We start from the raw sequence: 25,864 nt of genomic DNA, 5'->3' as shown, positions 1-25,864 counted from the left end.
CAGATCTGGTCAGCCGCCGAGCAACCACCTGAAACGGTGTCTCCTGCGAGCAAGTTTGCGCTTCGCCAGGAAATCCCGGTGTTCCTCGAACGGCACCTCACAGAGGCCGCACATTTGGCAGCTTTCGGACTTGCCGCATAGCGGGGTCCAGCATTTCACATCGTGCGTCCAGGCGAGCGCGATCCTTTCCAGATGAAGGTTAGACGAACTTTTCAGCAGAATCAGTTCTCCTGGGACCGCCGTCTGTTTGATGTGATCCGAAACTTCCTTGGGACTGCGAAGCTCAATGAACCGGCCGCTGTCGCGGTCGGCCTGGCTGGCGCGCGAGCGATGCGCATTGTCGCCCGTGTAGATGACCTCATCGGCGATTTCGCGCGCGATCTTGTATGCACTGCCGTATTTCCTCGGCGAGCCGGCGAAGTCGGATATCTGCCCAAGCACAATGCGCTTGCGAGCGACCTTGGCCTTTGCGATCATCTCCAGGGCAATGTTGAGCGAATGCCAGGGCGCTTTGGCCGTATCGACCAGGAATTTCGGACCCGCTGATACCTCTTGCACCGTAGAGCGGTTGGGCAGTGGTGCAAACGATGCCGTTCTCGCTACGACTTGCTCTGGCGGGACGCCAAGTTCCAAGGCGGCGGCAACAGCCGCTGCAGTCGGCAGCCAGAATTGCTCGCCGGGAAAAGGCGCTTGAATATTCAGGCTGCCACCGCGCCAATGAAGGGTGAACCGCAGCAATTCCGGATACGCGGCATGCACGTCACTCACGCGGTAGTCTGCCTCGCCGGACTGGCCGAAGGTCGCAATCCGGCATTTCGCGCCAGACGCCATGCCGATCACCAGTGGGTCATCGCAATTGAGAACCGCAAGTCCATCGGGTTGGAGTGCCTCGACCAGCGCCCGCTTCTCTCCCGCCACAGCTTCCAGAGTCCTGAACTTGCCGAAATGCTCCAGACGGATCATCGTAACCACCGCCACACTCGGCTTCAGCATCTGCGCCATGGCGCTGATCGTGCCGAAGTCGGAAGCGCCGGCTTCAAAAACGACGTAATCGACTTTGCCGGCCTTCCTCAGGCGCTTGTAAAGCGTTCGAACCAACACCTTCATAGTGTTGGCCAGAACCTGTGTGTGGACCGAACCGTGGCCAGCCAGGATGTGTCCAAGCAGGCTTCCCGCCGTCGTCTTGCCGGAGCTTCCGGTAACGCCGATGAAAATCGCCTTGCTTTGTGCCCGCGCACGCGTGGCCAGGTAAAGCCGCAGCCGCCATCCAAGATCGTAGCGACTTTTCTGCTGCCTGATCTTCATCACCCGCCAACACTATCCAGGATCCCGTTATGCCTTTCGGGGGATCGAGAAGTCAAACTGGGGTCCGGCGTGACGACGTCAACTGTTCGTTCCTCGGCCGGCCGGCGCACCGATGCGAACTTTTGCCGACATTGCTCTGTCTGCCATGCATTGCGAACAGCGAGGTACTTCCCGAATTGCTCAAATGCAGCGGCCGCCGTCGACCTCCAGCGCCACACCGGTGATGAAGGCGGCTTCGTCCGACGCAAGCCAAAGCGCAGCGTTGGCGATATCGAGCGGCGTCGACAGACGGCCGAGCGGTATCGAGGCACGGAATTTCTCGCGGATCTCGGGCGTGTCAGTGCCCATGAATTTCTCCAGCATGCCGGTCTCGCCGGCGACCGGGCAAAGGCAGTTAACGCGAATGTTCTTGGGCGCGAGTTCGACCGCCATCGACTTGGTCGCGGTGATCGCCCAGCCCTTCGAGGCATTGTACCAGGTGAGCCCCGGCCGCGGTCGCAGACCGGCGGTCGAAGCCGTGGTCAGGATGACGCCGCCGCCCTGCCGCTCCATGATCGGCACCACGGCAAGTGCGGCGTGGTAGATCGCCTTCATGTTGACTGAAGTGATCAGGTCGAAGGTCGCCTCGTCGACGTCGAGCATGTCGCCATTGCGATGGGTGTAGCCGGCATTGTTGACCATGATATCGATGCGGCCGAAGGCGCTTTTTGCGGCATAGACCATCTCGTCGAATTCGGAACGCTGCGAAACGTCGGTCTGGGTCCAGATCGCGGCCTGGCCGATCTCTGCTGCAACGCGCTCCGCGCCCTTGGCGTTGAGGTCGGCGACGACGACCTTGGCGCCCTCTTCGGCAAAGCGCCTGGCCATGCCTTCGCCGAAACCTGACGCAGCACCCGTGATGACGGCAACCTTGTTTTCCAGACGCATGCTTTTTCCGCTCATTGAAGACCCACCTCGCAAGCGCATTTTCCTTTTTGTTCGATGCGTGTCTGTCTCCCAGAACCGCTTCGCACTTCTGGGCGACACGCATTAGCTTTCGTCACATTCCCGCTTTATGTTGCAGGCGCGAAAGCCCCGGGACCATCGCTTGACGAAAAGCCTCCGGGTGGCAGCCAGTGTCAAGGCACATTTGGAGCGAATCAATATGCAGTGATTTGGCCTCGATGTGACACCATGGCACTGGATAGTTTAAATCGATTAGATTATATCCTGCCGCGTCACAGCGAGCGGCGTCAAAGCGGACAGACCATGACCAGCCAGATCATTCCCGTCGAGCCTTTCGACTTCATCATTTTCGGTGGCACCGGCGACCTGTCGGAACGCAAGCTGCTGCCCTCGCTCTACCACCGCCAGCGCGACCACCAGTTTTCCGAGCCGACCCGCATCATCGGCACCTCGCGCTCCAAGATGAGCGACGAGGAATTCCAGGCTTTCGCCAAGCAGGCGATTTCCCAGCATGTTAAGCCGGCCGACATCGACGCCGAGGAACTCAAGACATTTCTTGCCCGGCTGTCCTACGTATCGGCCGACGCGACGACTGGTGCCGGCTTCGACAAGCTGAAAAAGGCGATCGGCGAAAGCGACCGCATCCGCGCTTTCTATCTGGCGGTGGCGCCGGCGCTGTTCGGCGACATCTCGCACCAGCTGAAAGCCCACAATCTCATCACGCCGAATTCACGCATCGTGCTGGAGAAGCCGATCGGCCGCGACCTCGATTCGGCGCGCAAGCTCAACGACGTGGTTGGAGACGACTTCCACGAAAGCCAGATCTTCCGCATCGACCACTATCTCGGAAAGGAGACGGTGCAGAACCTGATGGCGTTGCGCTTTGCCAACGCGCTCTATGAGCCGCTTTGGAATTCTGCCCATATCGACCATGTGCAGATCACGGTGGCCGAGACCGTCGGTCTTGAAGACCGCGTCACCTACTACGACAAGGCCGGCGCGCTGCGCGACATGGTGCAGAACCACATGCTGCAGCTGCTCTGCCTGGTTGCCATGGAGGCGCCATCGTCGATGGATGCCGATGCCGTGCGCGACGAGAAGCTGAAGGTGCTGCGGGCGCTGAAGCGCATCAACGGCAATGAGGCACCCAAGCACACCGTGCGCGGGCAGTACCGCGCCGGCGCCTCTGCAGGCGGCGCGGTGAAAGGCTATGTCGAGGAACTCGGCAAAGACAGCTCCACCGAGACCTTCGTCGCCATCAAGGCCGAGATCGGCAATTGGCGCTGGGCCGGCGTGCCGTTCTATCTCCGGACCGGCAAAAGGCTGGCGACCCGCGTTTCGGAAATCGTCATCGAGTTCAAGCCGATCCCGCATTCGATCTTCGGCGACAGCGCCGGGCCGATCTCAGCCAACCAACTGGTGATCCGGCTGCAGCCCGACGAAGGCGTCAAGCAGTTCATCATGATCAAGGATCCAGGCCCGGGCGGCATGCGGCTGCGCCAGATCCCGCTCGACATGAGCTTTGCAACATCTTTCGACGGTCGCGCGCCGGACGCCTATGAACGGCTGATCATGGATGTTATCCGCGGCAACCAGACGCTGTTCATGCGCCGCGACGAAGTCGAGGCGGCATGGAAGTGGATCGACCCGATCCAGAACGCCTGGGAAAGCGCCAGGCAGGAGGCGCAAGGCTATACGGCCGGCACATGGGGTCCCTCGGCCTCGATTGCGCTGATCGAACGCGACGGGCGGACATGGCACGAAAGCAATTGAGCGAGCCCGTCTATAACTGGAACGGCTTTGCCGGGCGCCAGGATCTGGCGGCAGCCCTTGCCGGCAATGTCGCGGCGCGCCTGACCAAGGCCATCGACGAGCGCGGCACGGCCCTGCTTGCCGTTTCCGGCGGCACCACGCCGGCAAAGTTCTTTGCAGCACTTTCGGCCATTCCGATCGCCTGGAACAAGGTGACGGTGACGCTGGTCGACGAACGGTTCGTGCCGGCCTCCTCGCCGCGCTCGAATGCGGGGCTGGTCGCGGCCAACCTGCTGCAGAACAAGGCGGCTGCCGCGCACTTCGTGCCGCTCTACCATGAGGCGGCAAGCATCGAGACCGCCGCGGCGGCCGACGATGCGGCGCTGAAGGCTCTGCCCTGGCCCCTCGATGTCGTCGTGCTCGGCATGGGCGGCGACGGCCACACCGCCTCGTTCTTTCCCGACGCCAAGAATCTCGGCGATTTGCTCGACCCGGCCTCATCAAGGATCGTGCTGCCGGTTCACGCGGCAAGCGCCGGCGAACCCCGGTTGACGCTGCCGCTGGCGCGGATCGTCGACGCCGGCTTCATCGCGCTGCATATAGAAGGCGAGGACAAGCGCACCGCCTTCGACGGTGCGATGGGACCGGGTGCGAAAAAGCCCATCCGCAAAGTGCTCGAAGCGGCACCCATCCCGGTAGAGGTGTTCTGGGCACCCTGATTTCACGCAAAGCAGTCCCGGCAGACGGTGGAGGACGTTCTTCCGGGGCTCGAAAGGACCGACCATGACAGCCAGACGCGACATCGAAGCCATCACGGAACGCATCCGCCAACGCTCGAAAGCCGGCCGCGAGCGCTATCTCGGCCGCATCGCCGAGGCCTCCAGCCGCGCCGCCAACCGGGGGGTTCTGTCTTGCGGCAACCTCGCGCATGGCTTTGCCGTCTGCAGCCCGTCTGAAAAGCTGGCGCTCGGCGCCGACAAGGTGCCGAACCTCGGCATCATTACCTCCTACAATGACATGCTGTCGGCGCATCAGCCCTTCGAAACCTTCCCGGCGCTGATCAAGGATGCCGCGCGCGAAGTCGGCGGGATCGCGCAAGTGGCCGGCGGCGTGCCGGCCATGTGCGATGGCGTGACCCAGGGACAGCCCGGCATGGAGCTCTCGCTGTTTTCGCGCGACGTGATCGCCATGTCCGCGGCGATCGGCCTGTCGCACAACATGTTCGACGCCGCCGTCTATCTCGGCGTCTGCGACAAGATCGTACCGGGGCTTGTGATCGCGGCTCTCACCTTCGGCCATCTGCCGGCGGTGTTCGTGCCGGCCGGGCCAATGACGACGGGCCTGCCCAATGACGAGAAGGCCAAGGTTCGCCAACTCTATGCCGAGGGCAAGGCCGGACGAGCAGAACTGCTCGAAGCGGAGTCCAAATCCTATCACGGGCCGGGCACCTGCACCTTCTACGGCACCGCCAATTCCAACCAGATGCTGATGGAGATCATGGGCCTGCATACGCCCGGCGCGTCCTTCGTCAATCCAGGCACGCCGCTGCGCGACGCGCTGACGCGCGAGGCGACCAGGCGAGCCCTGGCGATCACCGCGCTCGGCAACGCCTACACGCCGGTAGGCCGCATGATCGACGAGCGCTCTTTCGTCAATGGCGTCGTCGGCCTGCACGCCACCGGCGGCTCTACCAACCACACCATCCATCTCATCGCCATGGCCGCGGCGGCCGGCATCACGCTTACCTGGCAGGACATTTCCGACCTGTCGGAAGCGGTGCCGCTTCTCGCGCGCGTCTATCCGAACGGGCTTGCCGACGTGAACCATTTCGATGCCGCCGGCGGGCTCGGCTTCCTGATCCGCGAATTGCTCGACGAAGGCATCCTGCATGAGGATGTGCAGACGGTATGGGGCGAAGGCCTGCGGCCCTATGCGGTCGAGGCCCGGCTCGGGGAAGACGGCAGCGTCGTGCGTGAAGCCTCGCCGCTGCAGAGCGGCGACGAGAAGGTGCTGGCACCGTTCAAGAAAGCCTTCCAGCCGACCGGCGGCCTGAAGGTGCTTGCGGGCAACCTCGGCCATGCCGTCATCAAGACGTCCGCCGTGAAGCCGGAACGCCGCGTCATCGAGGCGCCGGCCAAGGTGTTCGACAGCCAGCAAGGCCTCAACGAAGCCTTCAAGGCCGGCACGCTGACCGGCGACTTCATTGCCGTGATCCGCTTCCAGGGCCCGAAGGCCAACGGCATGCCGGAACTGCACAAGCTGACCACCGTGCTCGGCATCCTGCAGGATCGCGGCCAGCGCGTCGCGCTGGTCACGGACGGGCGCATGTCTGGCGCTTCCGGCAAGGTGCCGGCGGCGATCCATGTAACGCCGGAAGCGGTCGAGGAAGGGCCGATCGCCAGGATCCATGACGGCGACATCATCCGGCTCGACGCCGATGCCGGCACGCTGGAAGTGCTGGTGCCGGGGCCCGAGCTCGCGCTGCGCCGCACGGCCGACATCGATCTCATCGGCAACGAGTTCGGTTTCGGCCGCGAGCTGTTCGCCGGTTTCCGCCAGCTGGTCGGCCGCGCCGACCATGGCGCCAGTGCTTTCGGAGCAGCCTGACCAGATTGCCCTATCCATGAAAAAGGGCGACTCGTGGCCGCCCTTTTTTGCGTTCGTCCATACGATCCTATTGCACCGTGAGCTCGGCTCGCTCGCCGGCCTTGACTGTTACGGTGCCTTCCTTCGAGCTGTTGTCCGACTTCTCCGAAACGACCACATAATCGCCGGTCGCTATCGCCGCCTGATACTTCTGGTCGTAAGCGTAGCCAAGCGACTTGCGATTGCCGTTGATGTCTTTCTTAGCCTCGAAAATCTCGATCTTTGAAGCGCCGGGCGCGGTGATTGCCAGCACGCCGGCGTTCATGGCGACCTTCACATCCTGGAATTCGCCGACCTTGACGGTGAACGGCTGCTCGACGACGGCGAGGTCGACCGTCGCAATCAACACATAGTCATCGGCCGGCAGATCGAACTTGCTGTCAGGGCCATAGGAGTAGGTCACCTCTTCCCTGGTCCCGTCGATCTTCTTTTTCGCCTTGAAGACCTTGAAGCCAATGCCTGAACCATCGGCCTTGTCGCCGCCGGCAACATAGTAGGCGTTGGCCACGACATGCCCGACGCCGACGATGATGTCCTTTTCGACCGTCTTGCCGGCAGCGAGCGGAATCGTCTCGGTAGCCACGCCCTGGCCGATGGTGACAGTCACTTTCTCGTCGCCGGCCGGCAACACCACCTTGGTGGTGCCATAGTAGGTCGCGGGGTTATCGGCGCTCGGATAGTCGATCACGACAGCCGCGCCATCGACAACATCCGCCCCCACGCTTGGTCGCGGATGAATGATGAGCGTGCCGGCATTCAGGGTGAAGAGCGGCTTGTAGATCTGGCTTGCCTCGACCTTGATCTTTTGTTCGGACTTGGCCTCCCCGTCGCGCGCGACGATGATGTAGTCGCCCGGCTCCAGATTGCCCTTGTAGGCGCCGTATTCGGTGGTGACGTTGTCGCCGCGCGTGCCATCGGCCTTGGCCTTGTAGACCTCCCAGGCATTGCCGTCGGTGATCGGATCGCCGCCTTCCGCCATGACCACGCTCGGGATGAAATTGAATTCGGGCTTTGCCGGTTCAGGGGCAGGCGCCGGAGCGGGTTCGGGTGCCGGCGCCGGAGCCGGCGCGGCGACGGTTTCGATCAGTGCTTCCTGCAGCGCCTTCTCGTCCGAGGCCTGGATATATTTGCCGCCGGTGTTGTCGGCGAGACAGGCAATCTGCTTGCCCTCGTCAGCGGTCAGGCCGAAGCCGACGACGTCGACGGTGAAATCGACGCCTGAGGCCTCCAGTTCCTTGCCCAGCGCGCACGGGTCACCTTCGCAGGTTTCAAGCCCATCGGTGATGAGAACCACGGTCGCCTTGTCCTCGGTGTATTTCAGAGCTTCGGCCGCCTGCTTGACGGCTGCGGTCAGCGGCGTCTTGCCTAGGAATTTCAGGCTGTCGGCAGCGGCCGAAATGGCGCTAGCCGAGCCGGCTTGCGGCGGCACGATCAGTTCGATGTCGTCGCAGCTGCCCTTTTCGCGGTGGCCATAGGCCATGAAGCCGATCTCGTCGTCGCCCGGGACCGACTGCAGCACGGTCCTCAGCGATTCGCGCGCGATCTCGAGCTTCGGCTTGCCGTCGATCTGGGCCCACATCGAGCCCGAAGCGTCAAGAATGATGATGACCTTGTTGGCGGCAAAGCCGAGCGAAGTCATCGACAAAAGGAGCAGCGCCGCAGCGATGCTCCGCAAAAGTCCCGCCATGGAAATCTCCTTGAGACCGCCCTCTGATCCGCGCCGGAAGCTATTTGACGGCGCGTCCGGGCACAAGCCCCGGAGCGGGTCACGAACGGTTGCCGTGTAACAGGATCGGCGCCGGCCGAGGCCTGTTCCGAGGCCGGCTCAGCACCGCGTCAGTACGTGGTGCGCCGCTCTTCGGAAGGCGGACGGCCGAACTGCAGCCGGTAGCTCTGGGCAAAATAGGAATGCGAGGTGAAGCCGGTGGCGATGGCCACGTCGAGGATCGGCATGTTTGTCTGGCGCAGCAGTTCGCGCGCCCGCTCAAGCCTGAGCCGCATGTAGTAACGACCGGGCGTGACGCTCAAATGGCGCAGGAACAAGCGCTCGACCTGGCGCACCGACAGGCCCGCCGATTTGGCAAGCTGCACGGCTGATAGCGGCTCGTCGAGATGGTCGGCCATCAGTTCGACGATGCGCCTTAGCTTCTCCGACTTGCCGGTCAGGTCGCGCTCCGGCCCGACGCGCTGGCGGTCGCCGGCGGAGCGGATGCGCTCATGCTGGAACTGGTTGGCAACGCCGTTGGCGAGGTTCGAGCCGAAGTCGCCACGCACGATCTCCAGCATCAGGTCGATCGAGGTCGTGCCACCGGCGCAGGTGTAGCGCTTGCGGTCGATCTCGAAGACGTTGCCGGTGCAGTTGATGTCGGGAAAGCGCTCGACGAAGCCGGCCCGGTTTTCCCAATGAATGGTGCAGCGATAGCCTTCGAGCTGGCCGGCTTCGGCCAGGAGGTAAGAGCCGACCGACAACGCGCCGAGCGCATTGCCGCGCCGGCCCCAGCTGCGCAGCGCCGCCAGCACCTTGCTCTTGCCGGGGAACTCGACCGACAGGCCCACCGACACGAATAGGATATCGACGGGCGGCAAATCGGCGACGGCATAGTCGATCTTGAGCGGCAGGCCGTTGGAGGCCATGACGGGATCGCCGTCGGCCGAGACCGTCGTCCAGCCATAGAAATCGCGGCCGAGCAGGCGGTTGGCCGAGCGGAAGGTATCGATCGCCGCTGCCAGCGAAAACATCGAAAACTTGTCGACCAGCAGGAACGCGAATTGCCGGCCCCCTTGAACGGGATCATCCACGACCGGCCGTTCAGAGGGTACAGTAAGGTTCGGCAAAGAAGCTGCTTTCTGGGTCAGAAGGAAGGCCGCTTCAAGCCGGCCGCAAGGTAGGCTGAGGCTAACGTATTGGCCATCAGCATGGCAATGGTCATCGGTCCGACACCGCCGGGCACGGGGGTGATGGCGCCGGCGGCCTTGGCCGCTTCGGCATAGGCTACATCGCCGACGAGGCGGGTTTTGCCTTCGCCCTTCTCGGGTGCGGCAATGCGGTTGATCCCGACATCGATCACGGTGGCGCCGGGCTTGACCCAGTCGCCCTTGATCATTTCGGGCCGGCCGACGGCGGCAACCAGAATGTCGGCTGTGCGGGCCAGTGCCGGCAGATCCTTGGTGCGGCTGTGGGCGATGGTGACGGTGCAGTTGGCGGCAAGCAACAGATTTGCCATCGGCTTGCCGACGATGTTGGAGCGGCCGACGACGACCGCGTTGAGGCCGGAAAGATCCTTGCCGCGCACGCGTTCGATCAAAAGCATGGAGCCGGCCGGCGTGCAGGGCACGAAGGCTGTTTCGAGTTCGCCGGTGCCGAGCTTGCCGACATTGATGAAATGAAAGCCGTCGACATCCTTTTGCGGTGCGATGGCCTGGATGATCTTGCCGGCATCGATATGGGCGGGAAGCGGCAGTTGCACCAGAATGCCGTTGATGGCCGGATCGGCGTTGAGTTCGCCGATGATCTTCAGCAGTGCCGCTTCGGACGTGTCGGCCGGCAGCGTGTGCTGCAGCGAATGAAAGCCGCATTCCTTGGCGGTGCGCGACTTCGACGCGACATAGACCTGGCTTGCCGGATCCTCGCCGACGATGACCACCGCCAAGCCGGGCTGGGCCTTTCCCTTGGCGACCAGGTCCTCGGTCAAGGCCTTGACCTTCTGAACCACGTCTGCGGCGACGATCTTTCCGTCAATCACTTCGGCCATGAACCATCCTCGACATCATTCCAGCCAAGGCGCGGCGCGCGCCTTGAACGTTGCTTCGTGCATGTCGTTGGCCCAAACGTTCCGCCCATTCGGGTAAAGCCCGACGGCAGCGCTTTTTTGGGCGCCATGCTGCGCAGCATTTTCACGAAATTTGGCCTAAGCAATCCCGTCAAAGCGCCGTCAAATGCCGTAAACTCGAAACCGGCAGCTTTTATTCTGTGCTGACGGGCTAGAGCGACTCATCCTTTCACGGAAAGGCTGAACCGCTCTATTTCTTGTTTTGACGCAATTCCCAAGGGAAAGCGCGCTACGCGCTTTTCCCGGGAAAACCGTTTCACACTTTTCCTGGAATTGCTCAGAAATAGCGGCGGTGCGAACGGCTTTCGGTGAGTTCGCGCACCGCTTCGCGAAATTCGCGCAGGCCGGCACGGATATCGTCGATTTGCGCCTGCTGGTCTTCCGGCACCGCCCCAGCGGGCTGCGGAGAAGACCCCTGCTCGGACGCCACGGGCATCGGCTGAGCCTGCGAATAGGCATAGTCAGCCGGCTGACGAGGCCGCGCGTAGCCAGGCTGCTGCGCAGGGGATTTGGCGTGCGGAACCTCGTTCCGGAAGTCCGGCTGGCGATAGCCCAAAGGCTCCTGCACCGGCCTTGTATATTCGGCGGCTGGTTGGGCGCGGTAGGTCTCGACAGGTTCGCCTGACGTCCCGCTACCCGGCGCGGCTTTGCGCATCGCCGAGAACAGTCCGTCGAACAGACCTGGGCTCCGGGCGGGAACGGCCGCGGTCGGCAACACCGGAGGTGCTGCCGGTGGCGGCGCCACAGGCAGCGGCGCGCGATAGACCTTGTCCTCGACCGGAGGGCGGCGCTCGTCCATTCTGCCGCGCGAACGCGAATTGGCAGCGCCGCGCAGGCTGGCAAAGGCGCCGCGCATGGCGCCGACACCGATGCCCGAAGCAAGCCCGAGCAGCAGGCCGGCCAGCGCTATTACAGCCCGCGACGGTCCGTTGGGTTCGAGCGGCGGTTGCGCGGGGGTCATCAGATTGATGTTGGTGGTGTTGATGTTTTGCTGTTCGCCGGTCTCCTTGGCGCGCAGAAGGTACTGTTCGTAGACGGAGCGTTTGGCGGTGGCATCGCGCTCCAGTTCGCGCAGGCTGACCAGATCGCTGTTGACGTCGCCGCTCTGGACCTTTGCCTGAGCCAGGCGGGAAGCGAGATCCTGCTCGAGCTGGACCGAGCGCTTCAAATCGACCTGTAGCGACGAGGCGATGCGGCGCAGTTCGCCTGCGATGCGCTCGCGCGAGCCGTTGAGCTGGGCACTGAGCGCCTGGTATTCGGGATGACGCGGTCCCAGACGCACGGCGGCGCGGTCGGCCTCCTGCTTCAAAGCTGCATATTGCGCGCGCAGTTCGCTCATCGTGTTGGAATTGATTTCTTCCGGCAACGTGCCGTTGATGACCGAATTGACGTCCAGCGAACGCGCCGACGCGGCCCGGGCATTGAGTTCCAGCGTACGGGCCCGGGTGACTGAGAGCTGCTCGTTGAGCTTCAGCATCTGGTCGTCGCTGATCAGATGGCCCTGCGCGTCGACGAGATCATGCGTGGCCCTGAAATCCTCGACCTTGCGCTCCGCTGTCTCGACATTCTTGCGCAGGTCATCGAGCTTGGCCGTCAGCTGGTCCGTCGCGCGCCCGGCCATCCCGAACTGGTATTGGGCCGCCTCCTGCTGGAAAACGTCCCTGGTCCTATTGGCTATCTCCGCCGATTTGTCGGCGCTTTGAGTGGTGGCGCTGATGGAAACGACAAAGCTCTTGCCGCTGCGCTCAACCGACAGGCTCTTGGCCAGATTGCCGACCGCCAGCGCCTGGCGGCGCACTTCACCGCCGCCGCCAGGGCCATCCTGGCGCGACAGTATCGAGCGAATGAGCGACAGGACGCCAAGGCCGCCAGAGCCCTGTCCGTTGAATTCCGGATCGTCGACGAGATTGAGATCGGCCACGACCTTGTCGAGGACCTTGCCGGATGTCACCATCTTGATGCGGGTTTCGACAACAGCCAGCGCCGCATCGGGCTGCCCGACCGGTTGGGTGAGATCGTTGTCGGAAAGCTTCAGGTCGCCTGGCTCGATGACCATCTGTGTGGTGGCTTCGTATTTCTTCGGTGTCGAAACGGCGACGGCGACGCCGAGCACCGTCCCCAATATCGTCGTCGAGACGATCAGCAACTTGGAACGACTAATGCCGCGGACGACCTGGAGCGGATCGATCAGCGGTTTCCATTCCTGCCCGTCATCGTCGTCGCGGTCCGGTCGCTGCTCGTGGAAAGAGCGGGGCTCATAGGCGGCGTGCTGCTGACGCCGGCCGGAAATAGGCTCCTCACGCGCGCTGCCGGCCGAAACGGGTTCGCCGTCGGCCTGGAACTGCGGCGGCTCGGGCGGTGACGTTGGCGCCGGATTCGACCGCGCCTCGCGTTGCGAGCGGGCTATGCGGTGACCCGTGGCGGCATCCTCGCGCCATGACGGATCCACCCGGTCACCGATCGAGACCGCCGACGCATCCGCCGCCTCATCGCCGCGCACGGCTTTGCCGAGCGCCAGGAGGGAACGCTCGCGCCTCCAGTCTTCACGGTTTTCCCTGTCGACCATTGTCTCGAAACTTTACCTTCGACGGCGCGGGAGCGGCGGTCGGCCAATCGTTAAGTCACGCTAAACAGGCATGGGAAACAAAAGGTTAATTTCCGAAGTCTGCAAGTGAAAGTTTCTCGCTTCGCCACGCATTGCCGGGATCTGTAAAATGGCGTCAGAACCGCACGTTAAGCTTTCCGGCTTACGGCTTTCCTCGATATGACGCAGGCCAGCGACATACCGCAAAGGCGGACATTCGCCCGCATCGGCACCTTCCTTGCCGAAAGACGGGGGCTGGTTCGCGACTATCTTTCAGCCATCAGCGGCGCCGGCGGGCGGCTGGTGTTCTCGCTTGCCTATTTCATCGCACTTGCCAACACGCTGTCGATTGCCGAGTTCGGCATGTTCGCCACCGCCTCGGCGGCCGGCGTCATGCTGTCGCGCATCCTCGCTTTCGGCTTCATCTCGGCGCTTTACCGCACAGCCACCATCCGCCCCAATCTGATCGGCACCTTCACCGCCGGCTTCCTTTTGCTTGGCGCCGTGTCCCTGCCGCTGCTGGCGGCCGCCTCGTGGGGCGTCTACCTGATCTTCTTCGCCAGCACCGTTCCGCTGGCCGTCTTTGCCGCAATCGTCTTTGCAGAGGCGCTTTTGTGGCGGCCGGTCGAGGTGGTGCTGATCGTCAACAACGGGCTCGGCAAATTCGGCCGCGCCGCCGTGCTGTCGATCGTGGCCACGGCGTTCCGCGCGCTGGGCGCCGTGCTGTTCATGCTATCGGGCCAGCACAGCGTCTGGATCTGGTCGTTGTTCTACATCGGCGCCAACGCCGCCTCGCTGCTGCTGGCCTTCGGCTTCTATTATCCACGCCAGCGGCTGAGGCTGCGCACCGAGCTCTATCTCAGGCGGCTTGCCGATTCGATCTATGTTGCAGGAGCCGAAGTGCTGTTCTACCTGCAGTCGGAATTCGACAAGCTGCTCGTGCTGGCGATCGGCGGGCCGCATCTGGCCGGCATCTATGCCATCATCATGCGGCTGGTCGACCTGACGGCAATCCCGATCCGCACCTTCTCGATGATGCTGGTGCAGAGGATGATGCGGGCGCCGGAGCTGTTGTCGCGACTGCGGGTCAAGAGCGGTATCGAAGCCGGCGTGTTCCTGGTGTCGACATTGGCACTGGCCGCACTCGGCATCGTGCTGCATTTCTTCCCCAATGCGCTTGGCCGGAATGTCGCCGAGGCGGCGCCCTTGGTGGCATTGGCAATCGGCGTGCCGGGACTGCGCAACCTGGTCGAATACCAGGCCGAGCTGCTGTTCGCGCGCGGCCAGACCGCGCTCAGGGCGCTCAACCTCGGCCTGCTGGCGGGGCTGAAGGCGGTGCTGTTGACCTATGTGCTGACCACGATTGCCGACACGTCCAGGCTTGTCGTATCGCTCAATGTCGTCTTCCTGCTGCTCTATCTCGCCTCGGCGCTGCTGACCTATTCGGCGCTGCGCAAGCCCGCCAAGGCAATCTAAGCCAATCCGATCAGGCGGCGGATGCGGCCGATATCGGTGCCGATGAAGGATTGCATGCCGATCGCCACCTGCCCCGGTGCCATAGCGGCGACGAAGCTGCGGAATTCGTCATCCGACAGCGCCTCCCCGGTCCAGTGCACGCGGCAGAATTCCTCCGAGCCGTGGAAATGGCCGGCGCCCCCCAGCACATCGTCGACATAGCGGCCATAGATCATGCATTCGGAGAACCGGCGCACTGAAGCGATGACCTCGACCCAGCCGCGCGCGTGCACCTTCTCGATCTCGGCGCACATCGCCGTCACGGTCTGACGGCGCCAGGCGATCAGCGTCGAAATATAGTCGTGGTTCGAAACTTCGGATGCATCGATACCAATCGCCGAGGCCGCATTGCGCGACCAGATGCGATGCTCGTCGTGACCGTCGCTCGACAGCACGCCGTCGCGCCGGAACAGCCGCACCTTGCCGTCGCGCCAGAAGGCGCTCAGATCGAATGGCTTGAGGAAGGCGACGTCGGAATCGCAGAAGACCAGCACGTCTTCTCCAGCATGCGCAGCGATGGCGATGCGGCGCAGCTGCTGCACATGCCAGCCGCGCAGCGGCTGGGTCTTGAGACTGAGCCAGATGCGACGGCGAAAGAGGCTCATCGGATCGTCGAACACACGCAGCCAGCGCGGTAGCAGGTCGCGCTCGTCGACAATGCTGCGGCGGTCGTTTTCCAACTGGCGAAACAGCGCCACGTCGCGGTGCTCGACCAGAATGTAATGATGCGCCACGCCGGAGACATGGCGGTCGAAGGTCTCGCACAACAGGCGGCAGCGTTCGAAATCCGGCGCATAGCTGGCGGTCACCACCGCCGCCGTCGGCGTTTGCGGCAGGGCACCGGTCTCGGCTGCAGGGCTCGGCACGACGCGGCTGTTCACCGCAACTCTCCGGCGGGCTCGGGCCGACGCGAGAATTTCTGCCTGACGACACGCAGCAGGAACACCGGATTGCCGACGACGTAGCGGCGCCACAGCCGGCCGGGCTCGATGCACAGACGGAACAACCATTCGAGCCTCAGCTGGCGCATCCACAGAGGCGCCCGCGGCACCGTGCCGGAGAGAAAATCGAGCAGCGCGCCGACGGCGATCGGCAGCGTGCAGTGGCGGGCATCGATATGACGGGCGATCCACAATTCCTGGCGCGGCACGCCCATGGCCACAAGCAGCACGTCGGGCCGCAATGCCTCGATGCGATCGACGATCGCCTGCTCTTCGGCGGGGGAGAAATAGCCGTCATGGATGACGACGAATTCGTGCTGCACCGCCAGAGCGGCTAGCCTGACCGACGCCGCCTCGGCGTTGGCGCGGGTGGCGCCAAGCAACCCGACGGTCAGCGGCCTCGCCGATGCCTGCAGAAAGGCCGGAATGAGATCAGTGCCGTTGAGATTGTCCGGGAACGGCGCGCCGTAGAGCAGCTTTGCCGCCAGATCGACGCCAACGCCGTCTGGCAGGATGAGGAAATCGTCGAGCGCCTCGGCAAAGACCGGATCGGTAGAGGCGATGTTGGCGTTGTGAGCGTTGAGAAAACTGACCTTGGTGAAGCGCCGCTCGGCAATCAGACGAGCGAGCAGCGCGATCGCGTCATCCCAGCCGATGGCAAGGACCGAAATGCCAAGGATCGTCTTCAGCGTATCGAGCCCGAAGGCGGCGCGGGCGGTGTGCATGTTCATGCAAACACCTCCTCCCCCACCGACCCGAGCTTTTCCAGGCCGAGCCTGATGGCGGCATCCAGTGCCTTGATCTGCCGGCGGTGAAAGGCGCTGCCATCGACATCCTTGACATCGGCCGCCGCTGCCTCCAGCGCGCCGGCGAAGGCGGCCGGATCGTCGGTGACGAAGCAATTTGCCGGGCGATGATCGATGCCGCGCAGCGAACGGCTGGTGGCGACCGACGGCAGGCCGAGCTCGAAGGTTTCGATGGTCTTGAGCTGAACGCCGCTGCCCGCGGTGCTGATCAGTGGAATGACGGCGGCGCCGCGCACGAAATTCTGGGCGTCGGACACGCGGCCGACAAATTCGACGCCGGGATGGGCAGAGGTGATATCCGACGGCATGTTGCCGGCGACCCTGATGCGAAAGCTCCGGCGAAGATGCGGCACGACTTTTTCCAGGAACCAGTCGAGGCCGATGCGGTTCGGCTGCCAGGTCCAAGTGCCGATCAGCGCCGCGTCGCAATCGATGCGGCGCGGCTTGACCGGCTTTGGCGCCGTGGCAGTGGTCACCAGCGGCAGCACCGCCGAGCGGTCGTCGCTGGCAACGCCGAGTGCGGCGCGGTCTTCCTCGGCCAGCGTGAAGACGAAGCGAGCCCGGCGGCAGAGCCGCTCCTCCATGGTCTTGAGCAGCCTGGCCTCGCGGGCAAACAGCAGGCGCTGGAAGCGACTGTTTGCTGCTGCCGCATTCTCTTTGGCCGAACCATGTTCGACATTGTGGGCGACGAAAATCGAGGGACGGTCGGCGAACAGTTTTTCAAAGGCGCCGGCGAACTGCACCGAATTCAGGACATAGCCGTCGAAGGGACCGGCGCGCTCGATCGCGGCACGGACTTCGCTGTCGGAAACCGCGCGCAGCTTCACGGAAGCGAAGGTGAGCCCTGACAGCACCGCCTTGCCAAGCCAGGCGAGCTTCTGCCGCGCCGAGGCGCTTTCCGTGCGCACGTCGACGGCGCCGAGCACGATGGTGTTTTCGTTGTCGCTGGGCGCCTTGCCCGGCCAGATGAAGCCGATGACGGTGACGCGCACGCCGGCGCGCCGCAAGGCGGCGATGATCGCAGCATTGGCGATCTCATAGCCCGAAGCGAGAGCGCCGTCGGGCACGATCGATGTGGCGAACAGCAGATGCATCTCACCTATCCAGGCGTCAGCGACTAGCAAAGCTGGGTGAACCCTTGATTAAATCACGCAACGCAACGGCTGAAAGGCGCGGACCGGCAGGCGCCGCTGCGAAAGGTGATTAACGAAACGTTATCGTCGCGGTGTTATCGAAAGCCAGATTCAAAACATGCGGCTGGAGCGGATGATCCCTTTGCCATCGGACGGTTCGGTATCGATTGCGGGACGCTCTCCGGGGCTCGCCGCAGAGACGATGGAAGCCGTCGTCACGCTGCCGACCTTCAAGCGGCCGCAACTGCTGCTCGAAACGCTGGCGTCGCTCAAGGCACAGCAAACCAGCCGGCGCTTCGCCGTCATCGTCATCGAAAACGAGGCCGAGGCGCGTGAGGGCGCCCAGGCGGCCGTGCCGCTGTTCGAACGCGACGATATGAAGGGCATGGTCATCATCGCGCATGAGCGGGGCAATTGCAGTGCCTACAATGCCGGCTGGCAGACGGCGATCCTGCATTTTCCGGATTTCCGCCACCTGCTGGTCATCGACGATGACGAGATCGCCGACGCGGACTGGCTGGAGCGCATGTGCAGGACGGCGGAGACGCTTGGCGCCGACATTGTCGGTGGCCCGCAAGTGCCGGTGTTTACCGATCCTGCTCACGCCAAATGGGCCGAGCACCCGGTGTTTGCGCCGCCCTATCGCCAGACCGGGCGCGTGGCCGCACTCTATTCCTCGGGCAACCTTCTGGTCGGGCGCAATGTGCTCACCATCATGGGGCCACCCTTCCTCGACCTGCGGTTCAACTTCATGGGCGGCGGCGATTCCGACTTCCTCAGCCGCTCGGCGCAGAAAGGTTTCGTGCTTGGCTGGTGCGCCGAGGCAAAGGTGCGCGAAGGCGTTCCGGCCCGGCGCGTCGAGGCTGACTGGATCCGCGCCCGATCCTTACGCAACGGTGTAATCTCGACGCTGGTCGAAAAGAAGAAGCGCGCCGGCACGCCATTCGCCGGCGCCCAGGTGTTTGCAAAAAGCCTGGCGCTGCTGATAGCCTCGCCCGTGCGCGGCGCAATCAAATTGGCGCGGACAGGATCGCTGTCGACGGCGCTTTACCCCGTCTATGTCTCGCTCGGCCGCGTGCTTGCCGAATTCGGATACGCCAATGAGCAATACAGGCAGCCTGAGAAGAACTGACGAGCTGCTGCTGGGCGGCATCGTCACCCGCGACGGCGTGGCGACGGCGATTGCCGCGCTGTTGTTTGCCGTCGTCATCGTGTCGTTCCGGCCGTTTCAGCCGGCAGGCGCGGAACTGACCGGCGACGGCGGCGACATCGTCAACCAGCTCGGCTTCAGTTCGCTCGGCGCCATTTCGATCTTCTCACTGCTGACGTTCGCCGACCCCAAGGTGGTGCGCTCGCTGCTCAGCCCGTCCTGGATTCTGATGCTCGGCTTTTTCATGCTTTCGGTCATCGACGCGACCGACCCGTCCTCGGCCATGCGCGCGGCCTTCTTCACGCTGCTTGGCGTTCTGACGATAGCGACGGTCCTGGTGCTGCCGCGCGATGCCGACAGTTTTTCGAAAGTCATCATATTCTGCGCGATCGTCGTTATCGGCCTGTCCTATATCGGCCTCATCGTCTTTCCGCATGAGGCCCTGCATACGGCCGATTCGCAGGAGCCCGAACATGCCGGCCTGTGGCGTGGTGTGTTCGCCCACAAGAACATTGCCGGACCAATCATGGCCTGCTTCAGCTTCGCCGGCCTCTATCTCTTCCGGCGCGGCCAGAAATTCTGGGGCGTGGCGATCTTCGGCGCGGCGATGATCTTCATGCTGCACACCGGATCCAAGACGACGGCCGGCCTGGTGCCGTTCTCGATCCTGATCGTCGTGCTGCCGGGCCTGATCGGCATGCGGTTCGGCACGCCGATCCTGTTTGCACTGGCGATCATTGCGACGGCCATCGGTACCTTAGGCATCGTCTTCATCCCGCCGGTGAAAGAGCTGGCGGCCACCTATTTCCCCGACCTCACCTATACCGGGCGCACGACGCTGTGGGAGTTCTCCGGCGAGATGCTGGCGAAGAAGCCCTGGACCGGCTACGGCTATGAAAGCTTCTGGGGCACGCCGCTGCTGCTGAGCCAGGACCAGCCTTTCGACCGGGCCTGGGACATCCGGACCATCGTGCATGGCCATGACGGCTATCTCGACATTGCGGTGCTGATGGGCATCCCGGCGCTGTGCGTTGCCGTCTACACTTTCCTGATCGCGCCGCTGCGCGACTACATGCGCATCCCGCCGCGCAAGGAGAACATCTATCTCGGTGACTTCTTCATGATGGTGGTGCTGTTCACGGCGCTGAACGCGTTCCTGGAAAGCTTCTTCTTCCATCGCGGCGACCCGGTGTGGCTGTTCTTCGTGCTCGGCGTGCTTGGCTTGCGGCAAGTGTCGCTGCGGCCGATCGCGGTACGCCGGCGACCTTGACCGGCTGGCCTGGATCCAGCACCCCTTGAGGGGCTTTCCCGTCTGCCCGCTAGCGTCTAAGGAGAACCCTTGTCTCGGAGGGCTCTCAATGACGATCAGGCTTGTTCTCGCCGGTTGCGGCAATATGGGTTACGCCATGCTTGCGGGCTGGCTGAAATCCGGCAAGCTTGCCCCGCAAGCCGTGTTCGTGGTCGAGCCCAATGCCGAATTGCGCAAGCGCGCCGAGCACCTCGGTTGCAGTGTCGCCGCGGACGCGAACGGCATCCCCGCCGACGCAGAGCCCGACCTCGTCGTCATCGCCGTCAAGCCGCAGGTGATCCGCGACGTCACCGCCGCCTACAAGCGCTTCGGCGACGGCAGGACCACCTTCGTCAGCATCGCCGCGGGCACGCCGGTCGCCACCTTCGAGCACATACTCGGCCATCTCGCGCCTGTCATCCGCTGCATGCCCAACACGCCGGCCGCGATCGGCAAGGGCATGATGGTGGTCTATTCCAACCCGCTGGTGACCGACGACATCAGGCGTTTCGTTGCCGAGCTGCTGTCGGCCAGCGGTGTGGTGACGACGATCGACGACGAAGGCCTGATGGACGCGGTGACGGCGGTTTCGGGGTCCGGTCCGGCCTACATCTTCCATTTCATCGAGGCGCTTACGGTTGCAGCCGAGAAGGCCGGGCTGCCGACCGAGACCGCCAGGCTGCTGGCCATGCAGACCGTCTATGGCGCTGCTGCACTCGCTGCCGAAAGCGGCGAGGAGCCCGGCGTCCTGCGCCAGCAGGTGACCAGCCCCAACGGAACCACGGCAGCCGCCCTTGCCGTGCTGATGGGCGAAGACCGGCTGACGAAGCTGCTGACCGAGGCGGTGGAAGCCGCGCGGCTGCGGTCGGTGGAATTGGGGAAGTAGCCGAGACGCTCGCGGGGCCGTATCAGCCCCACTTCATCTCACCCTTGGCGACCTTTGCGCCCAGTTCCAGGGACGAGACGTCAAGAAGATCGGGATAGCGCCGCTTCATCGCTGCAATCAGCTCGACGCTGGATTTCGCTTTTTCGGCTTCCTTATTGAAAGCTTCGAGGTAGGCGCGGGTGAATTCCACGGCCGCCAGACCGTCCGGTGCACCGGCTACCTGATGGGACGGCACCACGATGTTGGGTTTGCGGGACGCGATTTCGTTGAGCGCGGCAATCCATTTCTTGCGGTCGTCTACGGTTGGCTCGTCGGCAACCCAGACATGTACGCCGGACGAGATCAGCACGCCGCCGAACACCGCTTCAAGGCTGGGCACCCAGAGATACCGCCGGTCTTTCAGATCGGCGACGGTGACGATCTCGATCTTGTTTCCTTCGACTTCAAGTGAGGTGATATCGGATGCCTCGGGAATGACGACATCCGCCAGGACCTTCGGTCCATTGTCCTTGAGCTGCGGGCCCCAGACATCCAGCTTGGCTTGCACATTGGCTTTGATGGCCGCCACCGTCGCAGCGGCCGCGATGATCTTGGCGCCGGGGAAAGCATCCGCGACGGGATGCAGGCCAAAATAATAGTCAGGGTCGCTGCAACTGACATAGATCGTCGTCAGGGTCTTGCCCGTCGCCTTGATCGCATCCGCGACCGCACGGCCATCGGACAGGGTAAATCCGCCGTCGAGGAGGATGGCTTCTTTTTCCCCGGTCAGCAGCACCGGCGTGCGGCGGAAACCATTCTCGTCAGCCTGAAAATAGGTCCATTCCAGCTTGGCGGCGGCCCTAGCTGCAAAAGCCAGAGGCTGAAGCATGGCAACCATGCCCGTTGCCAGAAGGGTTTTCATTGTTTCGCGTCTTGTCCAAATGGTTTGCAAGATTTCAACCTCAATGGGGTTCAACTGATCGTTCGGAGATTGGCATCTCGGCATCGTTTGAAAAACCCGGATCAAAAAGACAGACTATATGAATGGATCATACAATGGCAGCCGATGGTCTGCGCCGTCAGCACGAGCGCAATGACCAGGCGTGTTGCGCGAGCAGGTCAACAGCCCCATGGCGCGACCGCGGCAGCATTTGGCCTGCTAGGCGGGAGCGGCTGACGAAGCTGCTGCTGACCGAATCGTGGAACTGGGGGAGTAGGATCAGGCCAGATGGGTGTGGGAAAAGCCTTTCCCTTTGTAGAGCGAGGGCATCCCACGGCTTTTTGCCGAGGCATATGACAGGCAGTCAGCGAGGTTGAGCTGAGCCGGGTGGCCGCGACCTTTGCCATAGTTCGAAAAAGCCTGGATCGCGAGCTTGGCATCACCTCTTTCGATCGGAACCACCTCGATCGCGGCTTCGCGCAGGAAGTCTCCTATTGCCCTTTCGGCGAGAGCGGCTCCACCACCAACTTCGACGAAAGCCGCATCGCCGCTTCGAGCACGACCAGCGGAGATGTTATCCGTATCGAGGCCTGCCCGATCCGGCGGCTCCAATCGGCGGCGTCTTCCTCTCCGGCGAGGACAGCGATCACCACCGAGGTGTCGATGAACATCAGGAATGTCCCCACATCTCGTCGATCTCATCCTTGGTCAAATCCCTGCCGCCGCTTCCCGCCTTGGCCTTCAGATCGTTCGATATGGCGGCCAGCCGCTCAGCCAGCGGAACTCGTTCACGTTCGCGCTGAAGCTCGGATTCGAGCGCCTCGATCACCGCCTCGGTCATTGAAATCTTTCGCTTTTCGGCAAGCTGCCGGGCGAGGTCACGGGCGCGCGGGTCTCTGATCTGGAGATTCATCCTGGAAGCCTCCGTTCGGTGCCACTACAACATAGGGAGTTGTCATGACAAGGCCAGCCCGACTGGCCTGTCATCCAATCTCAGCTCCCGTACAGCATCTCATCCTGCAGCTTGCGCAAAGCGAACAGCCTGGTCGTGCGGTCGGGTGTGGCGTTGTCGGTGGTGATGAGCTCGCCCTTCCTGACCGGCTTCAGCACCTTGCCGCCTTCGAGCAGGCCGACCGCGACGGCGCTGACGGCGCGGGCCTCTTCGACGGTCATTGTCCAGGAGCGGTAGCAGGTCTCACCGATGGCATCGAAGGTCTCGCCCATGGCGAGATCGCGCTTGGCGACCGCGCAGACCTCGGCCACCGGCTTCGGCAGCGGCACCATGTCGGGGCGGCCGTAGAGCATGATACGCGCTGCCGTCAGCGGCACTTCCAGCGAGGTCAGATGGTAGGGCCGGAAGAAGCTGTAATAGGGGCCGTGGCCGATATGCAGATCGTCCATGCGCTCGACGATGCGCGGATGCGTCGCCTCGACGATGACGAACACGCCCGGCGCCACACCCTTGCCGATCGTGTAGTCGACAACACCCTTCTTCGACAGGATGCCGCCATCGGCGCGCGGTATCAGCACCTTGGCCAGCTGGTCGCGGTCGGCCTTGGGCCCGTGCATGCCCGGCACATCGGGCACCAGCCCGGTGGCGTTGGCGATGGCGCACATCTCGACCATGGTTTTCGAGCCGTCTACGAACTCGACCAGCATGCGCGGGTTCATGTTGCGGCGAAGGGCTTCCTCGCGATAGTCATCCGGAACGGCATCGTGGTTGAGCGGGTTGTTCTTGCCCTTGCCAGCCGAGACGATGGTGTAGCCGAGCGCGGAGGCAAACTCGATCAGCTCCATGCAGCTCGACGGCTCGTCGCCGGCGCCGACCGAATAGACGACGCCGAGCCGGTCTGCCTGCTGCTTGAGGTAGCAGCCGATCGTGACGTCGGCCTCGACATTCATCATCACCAGGTGCTTGCCGTGCTCCATCGCCTTCAAGTCGAAATCGGCGGCGACACCAGGCTTGCCGGTGGCGTCTATGACGACGTCGATCAGCGGATTGGTGACCAGCATCTCGTTCGTGGTAATGGCGATTTTGCCCGCCTCGATCGCCGCGGTGACTTTCGAGCCCCTGTCCGCCTCGACCGCCATCGCCTCATCGCCATAGGCGATGCGGATGGCGTCACGGGCGGTGTGCGGGCGGCGTGTCGAGATGGCCGCGACCGAGATGCCGGGCATCAGCATGCCTTGCGTGACCAGGTCGGTGCCCATTTCGCCGGAGCCGATGACGCCGATGCGCACCGGGCGGCCCTCGGCGGCGCGCCTGGCGAGATCGCGGGCCAGTCCGGTCAGGGCGACATTGGTCATGCAAGCGTGTCCACGGCTTCTTGATTGCAGGCGGGAATAGCAGGGAACGGCCCCGCTTTGCCAACGAAACCGGCGAACACCGGCAATTTCTCCGGCAACAGGCCCGGCCGGTGAAGGCCAACCCCGGTAGAGGCTGATTGACCCGCCTCGGCGTCAAACCACCCTGATATAGCTCGTCATGCCGGTTTTCTGATGTTCGATGATGTGGCAGTGCAGCAGCCAGTCGCCGGGATTGTCGGCGACGAAACCGAGCTGAACCTTCTCGTTGGGCTGCATGAGATAGGTGTCGGAGATGACCGGCTGAACCTTGCGTGTCGACGACGACAGCACCTTGAAGCTCATGCCGTGCAGATGCATCGGATGCGCTTGCGGCGTCAAATTCTCCATGTCGATGACATAGTTTTTGCCGAGCTTCAGCTCGGCCAAAGGCGCGGTCGGGTCCGGCGTGTCGCCCGGCCACGGTACCTTGTTGATGGCCCAGAAGGAGTAGCCTAGCGTGCCGCATATGCTGTCGCTCGGCACGTTTTCCGCCGTGGCGCTGAGCGAGAGCGCGATGTGTTTCGCGCTGGCGAGATCCACCTCCGGCACTGGGTTGGCCTCCAGCGGTGCGAGGTCTCGCAAATCGCGCTTGAGCGAGCTGCCGGTGGCGCGCAAGGTGGCGAGGACCTTGGGTTTGGTGCCTCTGATGTCGCCCAGGCTGACGATCGCGCCCTCCTGGTCAGGCATGCGGATGGCGAGCTCCATGCGCTGCCCCGGTCCGAGCAGCAAGGCATCGGGCGCAAAACGCTGCGGCACCGGATTGCCGTCGAGCGCGATGACCGCGGCCTCCGCACCCTCGACGCGAAAGGCATAGATGCGGGTGACATCGGTGATGGCGACCCGCATCCGCACCAACCCGCCGGCCGCCGCGTCGAATTGCGGCTGGTCGAGCCAGTTGGCGGTGCGCACCGTGCCATAGGTTCCGGTTTTTGCGGCATCGCGCGGCCGGAATTGCTGGATGAACTGCGCGTCGTCGCCGAGGCGCCAGTCGCGCAGATTGACGATTGCCTCGGCGTCGAATTTGGGATCGTTGGGGTTTTCGACCACGATCACGCCGGTCAACCCATGGCCCATCTGCTCCAGCGTGTTGCAATGCGGGTGATACCAGAACGTGCCGGCGTCGGGCGGCGTGAAGGCGTAGTCGAAATGATCGCCGGTATAGACGTAAGGCTGAACTAGGAAGGGAACACCGTCCATCTTGTTTGGAACGCGAATGCCGTGCCAATGGATGGTCGTCGGGTCGTCGATGGCGTTGACGAGACGCGCGGCAAAGGGCTCGCCTTTTTTCATCCGCAGTACAGGCGGCATGCCTGATTCACCATACGTCAGGACATCCCGGGTCTCGCCCGCATCCATGAACCTGGCCTGGATCTTTGCCGTCTTGAGCACCACCGGCTCAGGTGTGACAGCTGCCCAACCGCTGAGCCTGGTCATTGCTGCCAGCCCGACGCCGCCACCGCCGGCAACCGCAGCCGTTTTCAGAAGCCCGCGGCGGGTGAATAGGGTCATGGAAAGCTCCGACGAAAATCCGGCTGTGTTGGCGCTCTGGATGGCGGCGGCTACCGGCGCGCTGCCGATACTGCCACATCGCCTCCCGATCATGCCATGGCGAGCCGATGACATTTGCTTGCGCACCAGCGTGAACGCTGGTGCCACCGGTTAGCCCGCCAAGGTTTGCCCGGCACGTACCCCTACCCTTAATCCCTCCCCACAAGGGGAGGGAAAGCTGCGGCGCGCGGTTGTGTGCGTCAAGTTCTGCAAAATGGGGCGGCCATGATGCTGGTCATGCGGCTTGGCGCAGAGCGAGCTTCTTGTGCT

Annotated in this window: 22 protein-coding genes; 7 read left to right on the top strand and 15 right to left on the bottom strand. The window is 63.4% G+C overall.

Annotated elements, in window-relative coordinates; all coding sequences use genetic code 11:
- Positions 1–9: 9 nt before the first annotated feature.
- Entirely contained in the window at positions 10–1,305 is a 1,296-nt protein-coding gene (locus tag NKJ78_RS25845) for a Mur ligase family protein (RefSeq protein ID WP_352460447.1), read from the bottom strand.
- Between the two features lie 180 nt (positions 1,306–1,485).
- The gene (locus tag NKJ78_RS25840) at positions 1,486–2,232 is read right to left on the bottom strand and encodes an SDR family oxidoreductase (protein WP_027049416.1); all 747 of its coding nucleotides are present in this window, start codon (positions 2,230–2,232) and stop codon (positions 1,486–1,488) included.
- A gap of 321 nt (positions 2,233–2,553) precedes the next feature.
- Between NKJ78_RS25840 and zwf the strand changes: the two genes are divergently transcribed.
- From zwf to edd, 3 genes are all read left to right on the top strand, one after another.
- Complete coding sequence (zwf, locus tag NKJ78_RS25835) at positions 2,554–4,023, top strand: glucose-6-phosphate dehydrogenase (protein WP_023669307.1); 1,470 nt, start codon at positions 2,554–2,556, stop codon at positions 4,021–4,023.
- Positions 4,005–4,721 (top strand): 6-phosphogluconolactonase, encoded by a 717-nt coding sequence (gene pgl, locus NKJ78_RS25830; RefSeq protein ID WP_023727769.1) that lies wholly within the window; start codon positions 4,005–4,007, stop codon positions 4,719–4,721. The genes zwf and pgl overlap by 19 nt, the downstream gene beginning before the upstream one ends.
- A gap of 64 nt (positions 4,722–4,785) precedes the next feature.
- Positions 4,786–6,609 carry a phosphogluconate dehydratase gene (edd, locus tag NKJ78_RS25825; protein ID WP_023815092.1) on the top strand — a complete coding sequence of 608 codons (1,824 nt, stop codon included), beginning with the start codon at positions 4,786–4,788 and terminating at the stop codon, positions 6,607–6,609.
- A gap of 67 nt (positions 6,610–6,676) precedes the next feature.
- On the opposite strand, the gene NKJ78_RS25820 is transcribed toward edd, so the two are convergent.
- From NKJ78_RS25820 to NKJ78_RS25805, 4 genes are all read right to left on the bottom strand, one after another.
- Positions 6,677–8,335, bottom strand: coding sequence for a vWA domain-containing protein (locus NKJ78_RS25820; RefSeq protein ID WP_352562727.1), 1,659 nt, complete (start codon positions 8,333–8,335; stop codon positions 6,677–6,679).
- Between the two features lie 149 nt (positions 8,336–8,484).
- The gene (locus tag NKJ78_RS25815; protein ID WP_032891834.1) at positions 8,485–9,483 is read right to left on the bottom strand and encodes a GlxA family transcriptional regulator; all 999 of its coding nucleotides are present in this window, start codon (positions 9,481–9,483) and stop codon (positions 8,485–8,487) included.
- Positions 9,484–9,500: 17 nt separating this feature from the next.
- Positions 9,501–10,400 carry a bifunctional methylenetetrahydrofolate dehydrogenase/methenyltetrahydrofolate cyclohydrolase FolD gene (gene folD / locus NKJ78_RS25810; protein ID WP_023669302.1) on the bottom strand — a complete coding sequence of 300 codons (900 nt, stop codon included), beginning with the start codon at positions 10,398–10,400 and terminating at the stop codon, positions 9,501–9,503.
- A gap of 355 nt (positions 10,401–10,755) precedes the next feature.
- Positions 10,756–13,044, bottom strand: a complete 2,289-nt coding sequence (locus NKJ78_RS25805; protein WP_352460416.1) for a GumC family protein — start codon at positions 13,042–13,044, stop codon at positions 10,756–10,758.
- Positions 13,045–13,242: 198 nt separating this feature from the next.
- On the opposite strand from NKJ78_RS25805, the gene NKJ78_RS25800 reads away from it, so the two are divergent.
- Positions 13,243–14,538 carry a lipopolysaccharide biosynthesis protein gene (locus NKJ78_RS25800; protein ID WP_352460415.1) on the top strand — a complete coding sequence of 432 codons (1,296 nt, stop codon included), beginning with the start codon at positions 13,243–13,245 and terminating at the stop codon, positions 14,536–14,538.
- On the opposite strand, the gene NKJ78_RS25795 is transcribed toward NKJ78_RS25800, so the two are convergent.
- From NKJ78_RS25795 to NKJ78_RS25785, 3 genes are read right to left on the bottom strand one after another with little or no spacing between them, the layout of a single operon-like run.
- Positions 14,535–15,458 (bottom strand): DUF6492 family protein, encoded by a 924-nt coding sequence (locus NKJ78_RS25795; RefSeq protein ID WP_023689339.1) that lies wholly within the window; start codon positions 15,456–15,458, stop codon positions 14,535–14,537. The genes NKJ78_RS25800 and NKJ78_RS25795 overlap by 4 nt on opposite strands.
- Entirely contained in the window at positions 15,455–16,249 is a 795-nt protein-coding gene (locus tag NKJ78_RS25790) for a WecB/TagA/CpsF family glycosyltransferase (RefSeq protein WP_023669298.1), read from the bottom strand. Before NKJ78_RS25790 ends, NKJ78_RS25795 begins: the two co-directional genes overlap by 4 nt.
- A complete protein-coding gene (locus NKJ78_RS25785; protein WP_023823677.1) occupies positions 16,246–17,418 on the bottom strand; it encodes a glycosyltransferase in 1,173 nt (390 codons plus the stop codon). Before NKJ78_RS25785 ends, NKJ78_RS25790 begins: the two co-directional genes overlap by 4 nt.
- A gap of 172 nt (positions 17,419–17,590) precedes the next feature.
- Here NKJ78_RS25785 and NKJ78_RS25780 point away from each other — a divergent pair, with 172 nt between their 5' ends.
- From NKJ78_RS25780 to proC, 3 genes are all read left to right on the top strand, one after another.
- Positions 17,591–18,589, top strand: coding sequence for a glycosyltransferase family 2 protein (locus NKJ78_RS25780; RefSeq protein ID WP_352460414.1), 999 nt, complete (start codon positions 17,591–17,593; stop codon positions 18,587–18,589).
- Positions 18,558–19,877 carry an O-antigen ligase family protein gene (locus NKJ78_RS25775; protein ID WP_352460413.1) on the top strand — a complete coding sequence of 440 codons (1,320 nt, stop codon included), beginning with the start codon at positions 18,558–18,560 and terminating at the stop codon, positions 19,875–19,877. The genes NKJ78_RS25780 and NKJ78_RS25775 overlap by 32 nt, the downstream gene beginning before the upstream one ends.
- Before the next feature lie 88 nt (positions 19,878–19,965).
- Complete coding sequence (proC, locus tag NKJ78_RS25770; RefSeq protein ID WP_023669294.1) at positions 19,966–20,781, top strand: pyrroline-5-carboxylate reductase; 816 nt, start codon at positions 19,966–19,968, stop codon at positions 20,779–20,781.
- A gap of 22 nt (positions 20,782–20,803) precedes the next feature.
- Here the strand turns inward: proC and NKJ78_RS25765 are convergent, their stop codons facing one another.
- From NKJ78_RS25765 to NKJ78_RS25740, 6 genes are all read right to left on the bottom strand, one after another.
- Positions 20,804–21,703 carry an MBL fold metallo-hydrolase gene (locus tag NKJ78_RS25765; protein ID WP_023827899.1) on the bottom strand — a complete coding sequence of 300 codons (900 nt, stop codon included), beginning with the start codon at positions 21,701–21,703 and terminating at the stop codon, positions 20,804–20,806.
- Positions 21,704–21,979: 276 nt separating this feature from the next.
- Positions 21,980–22,162 carry a type II toxin-antitoxin system VapC family toxin gene (locus tag NKJ78_RS25760; protein ID WP_352460412.1) on the bottom strand — a complete coding sequence of 61 codons (183 nt, stop codon included), beginning with the start codon at positions 22,160–22,162 and terminating at the stop codon, positions 21,980–21,982.
- A 29-nt stretch (positions 22,163–22,191) separates the two neighbouring features.
- Entirely contained in the window at positions 22,192–22,371 is a 180-nt protein-coding gene (locus NKJ78_RS25755) for a type II toxin-antitoxin system VapC family toxin (RefSeq protein ID WP_245261319.1), read from the bottom strand.
- Positions 22,371–22,613, bottom strand: a complete 243-nt coding sequence (locus NKJ78_RS25750) for a type II toxin-antitoxin system VapB family antitoxin (protein ID WP_023669292.1) — start codon at positions 22,611–22,613, stop codon at positions 22,371–22,373. The genes NKJ78_RS25755 and NKJ78_RS25750 overlap by 1 nt, the downstream gene beginning before the upstream one ends.
- Positions 22,614–22,693: 80 nt before the next feature.
- A complete protein-coding gene (locus NKJ78_RS25745) occupies positions 22,694–24,007 on the bottom strand; it encodes an NAD(P)H-dependent oxidoreductase (protein WP_023732375.1) in 1,314 nt (437 codons plus the stop codon).
- A gap of 153 nt (positions 24,008–24,160) precedes the next feature.
- Positions 24,161–25,555: a multicopper oxidase family protein gene (locus NKJ78_RS25740; protein ID WP_352562726.1), complete on the bottom strand. Its 1,395-nt coding sequence runs from the start codon at positions 25,553–25,555 to the stop codon at positions 24,161–24,163.
- Between the last annotated feature and the right edge of the window lie 309 nt (positions 25,556–25,864).

The sequence above is a fragment of the Mesorhizobium sp. M0037 genome (genome assembly GCF_040323635.1).
Classification (GTDB): Bacteria; Pseudomonadota; Alphaproteobacteria; order Rhizobiales; family Rhizobiaceae; genus Mesorhizobium.
Note: the sequence above shows the minus strand (reverse complement) of the source record. Positions and strands in the feature narration are given on the sequence as shown.